Origin of the sequence: Paraburkholderia dipogonis (assembly GCF_042680985.1) — a bacterium.
In the GTDB taxonomy this organism is placed as follows: domain Bacteria; phylum Pseudomonadota; class Gammaproteobacteria; order Burkholderiales; family Burkholderiaceae; genus Paraburkholderia; species Paraburkholderia phytofirmans.
This window is the reverse complement of sequence record NZ_JBHUFR010000001.1, coordinates 273,907-283,655: the sequence shown is the minus strand read 5'-3', so window position 1 is coordinate 283,655 and position 9,749 is coordinate 273,907. Positions and strand designations below refer to the sequence as shown.

General features: G+C 64.8%; 5 protein-coding genes. All 5 read left to right on the top strand.

All coding sequences use genetic code 11. From position 1 onward, the window contains the following. The first annotated feature begins 42 nt into the window (after positions 1-42). On the top strand, positions 43-2,262 hold the full coding sequence (glgX, locus tag ACFSNN_RS01150; RefSeq protein WP_134461919.1) for a glycogen debranching protein GlgX: 2,220 nt from the start codon (positions 43-45) through the stop codon (positions 2,260-2,262). Between the two features lie 140 nt (positions 2,263-2,402). Beyond that, positions 2,403-4,325: a malto-oligosyltrehalose trehalohydrolase gene (gene treZ, locus ACFSNN_RS01145; RefSeq protein ID WP_134461917.1), complete on the top strand. Its 1,923-nt coding sequence runs from the start codon at positions 2,403-2,405 to the stop codon at positions 4,323-4,325. Continuing rightward, positions 4,322-6,529, top strand: coding sequence for a 4-alpha-glucanotransferase (gene malQ, locus ACFSNN_RS01140; RefSeq protein ID WP_134461914.1), 2,208 nt, complete (start codon positions 4,322-4,324; stop codon positions 6,527-6,529). Before treZ ends, malQ begins: the two co-directional genes overlap by 4 nt. Then, positions 6,526-9,381 carry a malto-oligosyltrehalose synthase gene (gene treY, locus ACFSNN_RS01135; RefSeq protein ID WP_134461910.1) on the top strand — a complete coding sequence of 952 codons (2,856 nt, stop codon included), beginning with the start codon at positions 6,526-6,528 and terminating at the stop codon, positions 9,379-9,381. The genes malQ and treY overlap by 4 nt, the downstream gene beginning before the upstream one ends. Further along, complete coding sequence (locus tag ACFSNN_RS01130; protein WP_341868440.1) at positions 9,296-9,748, top strand: membrane dipeptidase; 453 nt, start codon at positions 9,296-9,298, stop codon at positions 9,746-9,748. Before treY ends, ACFSNN_RS01130 begins: the two co-directional genes overlap by 86 nt. The last annotated feature ends 1 nt before the right edge of the window (position 9,749 follow it).

Here is a 9,749-nt window from a genome sequence, read left to right as displayed (position 1 = left end):
ACCCACGATAGCGTTCAACAATCAGAACAAGGAAGGGGAATCATGTCGCATGCAATGCCCGACCGGCTTCTGCCCGGTTCGCCCTATCCGCTCGGCGCCAGCTGGGATGGCCTCGGCGTCAACTTTGCAGTGTTCTCGGCGAACGCGCAAAAAATCGAGCTTTGCCTGTTCGATCCCACCGGCCGCAAGGAAATCCGCCGCTACACGCTGCCCGAATGCACCGACGAAGTCTGGCACGGCTACCTGCCGAATGCGCATCCCGGCACCGCGTACGGGTTTCGCGCGCACGGGCCGTATCAGCCGCAGCATGGGCATCGCTTCAACCCGCACAAGCTGTTGCTCGATCCGTACGCGCGCAAACTGGTCGGACAATTTCGCTGGTCGGATGCGCTGTTCGGCTATCGCGTGCATTCGAATCGCGCGGACCTTTCCATCGACCGGCGCGATTCGGCGCCGGCCATGCCGAAGTGCGTGGTGATCGACGAAGCGTTCGACTGGTCGCACGATAAACGCCCGAACGTGCCGTGGGGCGAAACCGTCGTCTACGAGACGCATGTGCGCGGCGCCTCGATGCTGCGCGCCGATTTGCGCCAGCATGAGCGCGGCACCTTCGCGGCGCTGTCTTCGCCGGAGTTCATCGAGCATCTGCTGAAACTCGGCGTGACCGCGGTCGAACTGCTGCCCGTGCATGCATTTCTCAACGACCGCTTTCTGGTGGAGCGCGGGCTGCGCAACTACTGGGGGTACAACACGGCGGCGTTTTTCGCACCGGAGCCCTCGTATCTGAGCACGCACCGGCTCGACGAAATGCGTATCGCCGTACGTCAGTTGCACGCGGCCGGCATCGAGGTGATTCTCGACGTGGTCTACAACCACACCTGCGAAGGTAACGAAATGGGGCCGACCGTGTCGTGGCGCGGTCTCGACAACGCCAGCTATTACCGTCTGATTCCCGGCGACGAACGCCACCATATCAACGACACGGGTTGTGGCAACACCGTGAATCTGCCGCATCCGCGCGTGCTGCAAATGGTGATGGACTCACTGCGCTACTGGTCGACGGCGTTCAATATCGACGGCTTCCGGTTCGATCTCGGCGTCACGCTCGGCCGTGAGCAGCACGGTTTCGATCCCGGTTCCGGTTTCTTCGACGCATTGCGTCAAGACCCGATCCTGTCGCAACGCAAGCTGATTTCCGAGCCGTGGGACATCGGTCCTGGCGGTTATCAGCTAGGCAATCATCCGCCGGGATTCAGCGAATGGAACGATCGTTTCCGCGACACCGTGCGACGTTTCTGGCGCGGCGACGCCGGCTTGCGGCCCGACCTCGCCGCACGGTTGACCGGCTCGGCGGATCTCTTCAACCGGCGCGCGAGAAAGCCGTGGGCATCGGTCAATTTTGTCACGTCGCACGACGGTTTTACGTTGGCCGACGTCACCGCTTACGAGCAGAAGCACAACGAAGCCAATCGCGAAGACAACAACGACGGCCACAATGAAAACTGCAGCCGCAACTGGGGCGTGGAAGGCACGAGCGACGACCCCGCGATTCTCGCCACGCGCAAACGTGTGGCGCGCTCGCTGATCGCCACGCTGCTGATGGCGCTCGGCACGCCCATGGTGCTGGCCGGCGACGAATCGCTGCGCACGCAGAACGGCAACAACAACGCGTATTGCCAGGACAACGAAATTTCATGGATCGACTGGGAACGGGCGGATTCGCCGGACGGGCAGCAGATGACCGCGTTCGTCGCGCGGGTGATCGCGCTGCGCAAGCAACATCCGCTGTTGCGCGAAACGCGTTTTCTGTTCGGCGATCGTGAAGTGTTGCCGGGCCTGTTCGATGTCGGCTGGTTCGACGAACACGGCGACCCGCTCACCATCGAGGCCTGGCAGGACCCCGAAGGCCGCGCGTTCACGCTGCGCCGCGCGGGTCCAGGTTTAAACGGCGAAACAGAAGTATTGTTGATGATGCTCAACGCCAATGAAGAAACACTGCGTTTTTCACCGCCCGCCCCGCACCTGGAATGGCACGTGCTGTTAGACACTGCTGAGCCGGAGAGCGCGCCGCATCGGCTGGCGGTGGCGGAGGTCGAAGTGGCCGCGCATAGCCTCGTGATGCTGGCTGCGCAGCCGGTGGGCGAAGCGGATTGGCAAGCGGGCTGGAAGGCCGGTGCGCAGCATGGGCCGCGGCTGCTGACCGCGCTGCCGCCCGATCCGGGTGCGCATCCGCCCAGCAGCGATACGTCGCCGACCACTTAGGCAGCGGCGCCGCGACCCGACAGCATGCGGGCCGCGTTTTTGCGCGTTGTCGCAGTACGCGTTGTGCGTTGTCTCAGGCAGCGCCGGCGCGAGCGGCGCGTGACACGCGGCTCGAAAGCAAAACTGAATGGTGACGAATCATGTCCGAAAGTCCGATTGATCCTCATGCGCACCATCACGCGCATTGTTTGCCGTTCGGCGCGCAGCTGCTAGGCGCGACGGGCGCGAAGCCGCGCACGCGGTTTCGCTTCTGGGCGCCTTCCTGTCAACACGTCCAGGTGGAAATCGAAAACGGCCCCGCTCAAGGCGCGCACGATATGACGCCCACCGGCAACGGCTGGTTCGAAGCGAGCGTCGACGGCGGCGCGGGCACGCTATACCGCTTCCGGCTGGATGGCGAGCATGCGGTGCCCGATCCGGCGTCGCGTTTTCAGCCGCAAGACGTGCATGGGCCGAGCGAAGTCATCGATCCGCGCGCCTATCATTGGGAACATACGAACTGGCACGGCCGGCCTTGGGAAGAAACGGTGCTGTACGAGTTGCACGTCGGCGCGATGGGCGGCTATGCAGGCGTGCAGAAGCGGCTGCCGGAACTCGCCGCGCTCGGCGTCACCGCCATCGAATTGATGCCGTTGAACGACTTTCCCGGCAAGCACAACTGGGGCTATGACGGCGTGTTGCCGTATGCGCCCGATTCCGCTTACGGCCGCCCCGAAGAGCTGAAGGCGTTGATCGACAGCGCGCATGGCCTCGGCCTGATGGTGTTTCTCGACGTGGTCTACAACCACTTCGGCCCGGACGGCAACTATCTGCATGAATACGCCCGCTCGTTTTTCCGTGAAGGCACGCACACGCCGTGGGGCCCGGCGATCGACTTCGAGCGCAACGAAGTGAGCGACTTCTTCACGGATAACGCCGTCTACTGGATCAACGAATATCGGCTCGACGGCCTGCGTTTCGACGCGGTGCACGCCATCGACAACCACACGTGGCTGCGCGAATTGTCCGATCATATCCGCGCCAAAGTGCAACACGGCCGGCATGTGCATCTGGTGCTGGAAAACGAGCACAACAGCGCGAGCCTGCTGGAGACGCATTTCGACGCGCAATGGAACGACGACGCGCACAACACGCTGCACGTGCTGCTGACCGGCGAAACCGAAGGCTATTACCACGCGTACGAAGACCAGCCGATCCAGCGTCTTGCGCGCGTGCTATCGGAAGGCTTCGCGTATCAGGGCGACCCATCGCCGATTCACGACGGCAAGCCGCGTGGCGAAGCAAGCGGTCATTTGCCGCCCACGTCGTTCGTGATGTTTTTGCAGAACCACGATCAGATCGGCAACCGCGCGTTCGGCGAGCGCTTGCGCAAACTGACCTCGGACGACGCATTGCGCGCCGCCACCGGCCTGCTGCTGCTGTCACCGCAAATCCCGCTGCTTTTCATGGACGAGGAATACGGCTCCACGCAACCGTTCCTGTTTTTCACCGATTACAGCGGCGATCTCGCCGACGCGGTCCGCGAAGGACGCCGCCGCGAATTCGCGCGCTTTTCCTCGTTCAGCGACGAGAAACGTCGCGCCCAGATTCCCGATCCAAACGACGTGAAGACGTTTGCGGCCTCATCGCCGCCGGCGTCGCACGAAGTTGCGACACACGACAGCGATGAAGCGAAAGACCGGCTCGACTGGATGCATTTCTACAAATCCGCGCTGGCGGTGCGCGCCAAGTTGATTACGCCGCGTCTGCAACATAGCAAATCGTGCGGCGTGACCGTGCTCACCGCGGCGAACGGCGGCGACGCCAATGCGCTGATCGCGCGCTGGAAACTCTGCGACGGGGAGACGTTGTCGGTCGCGCTGAATCTCTCGAAAGAGAGCGTGGCGTGCACAGAAATTCCAGCCGGCAAAGTGATTTTCGAAACGCCGCCGCGCGTGCGCGAACAGGTCGAGGTCAAGGTTTTGCCGCCCTACGCGTTCGTCGCATGGCTAACCGGCGACGTCTGCGGCTATGCCAGCGGCCACGATGCTCGCATCGCCGGACAACAGGAGCGCCACGCGTGACTACCCGACGCCCTCACGACACGATCGTCACGCTTGCCTCGCGCGCCGGCTTCGAGGTGGAGTGGCAGGATGCGCACCATACGACGCAGCATGTGCCTGAAAGCACACTCGCCGTCCTGCTCGCACGGATGGGTTTGCCGTGCGGCAACGCCACGGAAATCCGCCACAGCGCCGCCGCATTGGAAGCCGAATTGTCAGGCCGCAAACTGCCGCCGCTGATGACAGCGGAAGTCGGACGCGGCATCGCCTTGCCCATGGCCGCGATCAAATCCGGCAGCCACTATCGGATCGAACTGGAAAGCGGCTCGATCATCGACGGCCGGTTCACGGCGCCCAAAGGCGAAGAAGCGCTGCTCGCCCCAATCGACGAAGCCGGCTATCACACGCTCGTGATCCACGAACAACGCATCACGCTGGCGGTGGCGCCGCCGCGCTGCTATACGGTCGCCGACGCCTGGCGCACGCTGCATAACGACGCAAGCGGCGGCGACACGCCCGCGCCGCCGCTCTGGGGCATCGCCGCGCAGTTATACGGCTTGCGCCGCACTGGCGACGGCGGCATCGGCGACTATTCGGCGCTCGCGCAAATCGCCGTGGAAAGCGCGAAGCGTGGCGCGCACGCGCTCGCCGTCAGTCCGACGCATGCGATGTTCAGCGCGGAGCCGGAGCGCTTCAGTCCGTATTCGCCGTCGTCGCGTTTGTGGTTGAACGTCACGCACATCGATCCCGCCGCCGTGTTCGGCGCGGATGCAGCGCATGCCGCGCTCGTAGCCGCCCAGGCCGGCGACGCGTGGTCGAAACTCGAACGCTTGCCGTTGATCGACTGGCCGAACGCGGTCGTGCTGAAGCTGAAGGTGTTGCGCGCGCTGTACGAGCAATTCTGCGAACACGAGCGCGCGCAGCACACGCCGCGCGCGCTGGAGTTCCACGGCTTCTGCGAACGCGCCGGGCGCGCGCTCGAAGATCACGCGCGCTTCGAAGCGTTGCAGGCAGCGCAACTCTCGCAAGAAGGTGGGAACGGGCATTGGCGCAACTGGCCCGAGGCATTGCGCGATCCGCGCAGCCCGGAAGTCGAAGCCTTCGCCGAGGCCAACCGCCACGAGGTCGATTTCCATCTGTTCCTGCAATGGCTGGCCGCCAAGGGTTTGTCGCACGCGCAACACGTCGCGCACGATGCCGGCATGGCCGTCGGCCTGATCGCCGATCTCGCGGTGGGATGCGATAGCGCCGGCAGTCACGCGTGGTCGTATCGCGACGACATGCTGCAGGGCGTGTCGGTCGGCGCGCCGCCGGACCTGTTCAACCAGGCCGGTCAGGCGTGGGGACTCACCACGTTTTCGCCGCGTGCGATGCGCACCCAAGGGTTCTCCGCGTTCATCGACATGTTGCGAGCGGCGTTCGCGCATGCCGGCGGCATCCGCATCGATCACATTCTCGGCTTGCGGCGGCTTTGGCTCGTGCCGGAAGGCGAAAGCGCGCGTAACGGCGCGTACCTGCGCTACCCGCTCGAAGACCTGCTGCGTCTGATCGCGCTCGAATCGTGGCGGCATCGCGCGATCGTGATCGGTGAAGATCTCGGCACGGTGCCGCCGGGTTTTCGCGAGCGGCTCGAAGAGCACGGCATCGCCGGCATTCGCGTGCTGTGGTTCGAGGGCGCGCACGACGGCAAAGGATTCAAGCCGCCGTCCGACTGGGACCGCAATGCGGTCGGCACCACGACCACGCACGATCTGCCGACGGTCGCCGGCTGGTGGCGCGGCAGCGACATCACCTGGCGCAACAAGATCGGCCAGACGATGGCGCGCGCCGACGGCCGCGATCCTGAGGAAGCCGCCCAGGAAGAGCGCGCGAAAGATCGCCCCGAGTTGTGGCGAGCTTTCCAGCTAGCGGGCGTGGCCGCGCCTGATGTGCCCGCGCCGCCGCCCGACAGCGCGCCCGTGGACGAAGCGCTCGCCTTCGTCGCCGCAACGCCCGGCCCGCTGGTGACCTTTCCGCTCGAGGATTTGCTCGCGCAAGTCGAGCAACCGAATCTGCCCGGCTCTATCGACGAGCATCCGAACTGGCGCCGCCGCGTGAGCGTGCCGATCGACGAACTGTTCGACGACGACACGTTCTGTGACCGGCTGCTCGCGGTGGATCGCGCGCGCCGCGCCGCCGCCCCGCTTCCTTCCACCAACGCTTCTTCGGAGCCTGATACGCCATGACCGTCCCGCGCTCCACGCTACGCCTCCAGTTCCATCGAGGCTTTACCTTCGACGACGCCGCGAAGCACGTCGACTACTTCGCCGCGCTCGGCATCAGCCACGTGTACGCGTCGCCCATCACCACGGCCGAGCCGGGCTCGATGCACGGCTACGACACCGTCGACTACACCCAGGTCAGCGCCGAATGCGGCGGCGAGGCGGGTTTGAAGCGCCTCGTCGACAAATTGCGCGCGCACAATATGGGGTTGATCATCGACACGGTGCCGAACCATATGGGCGTCGGCGGATCGAGCAACGCGTGGTGGCTCGATATTCTCGAATGGGGCCGTCACAGTGCCTACGCACGTCATTTCGACGTCGACTGGCATTCGCCCGATCCCGCTTTGCGCGGCAAGGTGCTGCTGCCCACGCTCGGCGCGGCGTACGGCGAGGAACTCGTGGCGGGTCGCATCGCGCTGCATTTCGCGGCCGACATTGGGCGCTTTTATATCGGCTACGGTCCGCACGTGTTTCCGGTATGCCCGACCGATTACGCGTCGATCCTGCAAAGCGCCGACCGTGCCGATCTCAACGCGCTCGCCGAACGCTTCCACGGACTCACCACGCAGCCCACCGATCATCCGCGCGCCGCCGAAGGCCGCGACATGCTGCGCGAATTCGTTGCGCAAAACGGCGACTCGGCGATCGAGATCGCGCTGCAGGCGTATTCTCCTGACGACCCGGTGACGCGTGACCGGCTGCATCGGCTGATCGAGCGGCAACACTTCCGCCTGGCGTGGTGGCGCACCGCGTCGGACGAGGTGAACTGGCGGCGTTTCTTCGACATCTCTACGCTCGCCGGTGTGCGCGTGGAGCGGCCTGAAGTGTTCGAGGCCGTGCATGCGCTGCCTTTCCGTCTTTATCAGGAAGGCGTGGTGGACGGCTTGCGGATCGATCACGTCGACGGGCTCGCCGAGCCGCGTGAATACTGCCAGCGTTTGCGGCAGCGTCTAACGGAATTGCGCGACACCGCGCCGTATGTGGTGGTCGAAAAGATTCTCGGACGCGGCGAACCGCTGCGCGACGATTGGCCGGTAGACGGCACGACCGGCTACGATTTCATGAGCGACGTCGGCGCGCTGATGCACGATCCGGCCGGCGCCGAACCGCTCGCGCAAACGTGGACCGAACTGACCGGCCGCAGCCCGCGCTTTGCCGACGAAGCGCTGGTCGCGCGCCGCAAGATTCTCGCGGAAAACCTCTCCGCGGAACTCGACCGCGCAGCGCGCGCGCTGCATCGCATTGCACGCGATTCGCTGGCCACGCGCGACTTCACGTTCACCACGCTGCGGCGTGTGCTGACCGAATTGGTCGTGCATTTTCCGGTGTATCGGATCTATCCGCAGAACGGTCTGCGCAGCGCGGCGGATAACGTCTATTTCGACCAGGCTTTGGAGGGCGCAAGGCAAACGCTTTCGCGCGCGGATCTCGTCGCGCTCGAGCGCGTGAACGCGTGGCTCGGCGGCAGCGCCGAAGAGGCGCCGCCCGGCCGCGGCGGCACGCCGCAGCAAGGCCAGAACGGCGCGCCGCCAAGCCATGCCGGTTCCGCGCGACGCACCGCGCAAACGCTGTTTTCGCAGTTGACCGCGCCGGTCGCCGCGAAGGCCGTCGAGGATACGGCATGCTATCGCTATGGCCGGCTGTTGTCGCGCAACGAGGTCGGCTCGGACCCGGGCGAGTTCGCGTTGTCGGTCGAAGCGTTTCATGCAGCGAATCTGGAGCGCTCGCAGCGCTTTCCTCATGCGATGCTCGCGACCGCCACGCACGACCACAAACGTGGCGAAGACGTGCGCGCGCGGCTCGCCGTCTTGAGCGAGATCGCGCGCGACTGGAGCGCGACGTTGCGCGCGTGGTCCACAGTGAATGCGCCGAATCGTCGCGCGCTGGATGGCAAGTCCGTCAGCAGCGTCGGCCAGGACACGAGCTACGACTGGGCGCCCGGCCCCGCCGCCGAAGCGATGCTCTATCAAACGCTGGTGGGCTGCTGGCCACCCGATCTTCAACCCGACGACGAAGCCGGCGTAAAGGAACTGGCCGAGCGCGTCGCGCAATGGCAGTTGAAGGCGTTGCGCGAAGCCAAGCTGCAAACCAACTGGCTCGCGCCCGACGAAGCGTACGAGGCCGCCTGTCGTGATTTCCTGTTCGACATCCTCGCGCCGCAACGGCGTGACGGTTTCCTGAAGGAGTTGTCCGCGTTCGTGGCGCGAATCGGGCGCGCCGGCGCGCTCAATAGTTTGCAGCAGACGGTTCTGCGGCTGGCATCGCCTGGGATTCCCGATCTTTATCAGGGCACCGAGTTGTGGGACTTCAGTCTGGTCGATCCGGACAACCGCCGGCCCGTCGATTTCGCCAAACGCGAGGCGTGGCTCGTGCAAACACCGCCGTCGGAGTTTCTGCCAGGCTGGCGCGATGGACGCGTGAAGCTCGCGGTGGTGCAGCGCGTGCTCGCGTTGCGAGCGCATTTGCCGGAGTTGCTGAGTCAGAGCGAATACCTGCCGCTCGCGGTGCGCGGTAAGCACGCGTCGAGCGTGATCGCGTTTGCACGGCGGCATGGCAATGCGTGGGCCGTGGTGGTGGCGAGCCGGCTCGCGGCTGGATTGCTCGGCGAGGAAGGCGACTTGCCGATGGTCGATCCGGCCAAATGGGAAGACACCGCGCTGGAGATGCCGGCGGATTTGTCCGCGAGAGCGCTGTTCGACTGGTTGAGTCCCGCCGCGCCGAAGGTGGATGAAAACGGTCTGCTGTATCTGCGCGATGCGCTGGGTGCAATGCCGATCGCGGTGTTGGTGGAGGACGGCGTGCCGCGCGGTTGATCTCGCAGATCTTGTTGATGAAGGCGGTTGGAGCGTACGTGCTCTAACCGCCTTTTTTTGTCCTATTCGAATTGAGACATCAACATGCTGCGCTGCTCTGCTGTTCGATTTTCTCGAACGCCAGGTCGATCGGGTCGATGAGGCGTACACGCAGCACCAGTTGCGGCATCTGCAACTGCCGCACTATCGCGTGAACGAACTCGGCGATATCCAGACCGAGCCGCCGGTGCACGGCGGCCTGACCGATACCGGCGTGCAAGTGACACGCCGCTGCAATGCATTAAGGATCGTCGTGGATGTCGCGCACGGCAGGTACGATCTGGTCAAGCGCGCGGCAGACACGTCGGCTAGTCAGCCACGCGGCTAGA

What these genes read in the sequence shown, in the direction of transcription:
- glgX (WP_134461919.1), top strand. Translation starts at nt 43, where the DNA reads ATGTCGCATGCAATGCCCGACCGGCTTCTGCCCGGTTCGCCCTATCCG.
- treZ (WP_134461917.1), top strand. Translation starts at nt 2,403, where the DNA reads ATGTCCGAAAGTCCGATTGATCCTCATGCGCACCATCACGCGCATTGT.
- treY (WP_134461910.1), top strand. Translation starts at nt 6,526, where the DNA reads ATGACCGTCCCGCGCTCCACGCTACGCCTCCAGTTCCATCGAGGCTTT.
- ACFSNN_RS01130 (WP_341868440.1), top strand. Translation starts at nt 9,296, where the DNA reads ATGAAAACGGTCTGCTGTATCTGCGCGATGCGCTGGGTGCAATGCCGA.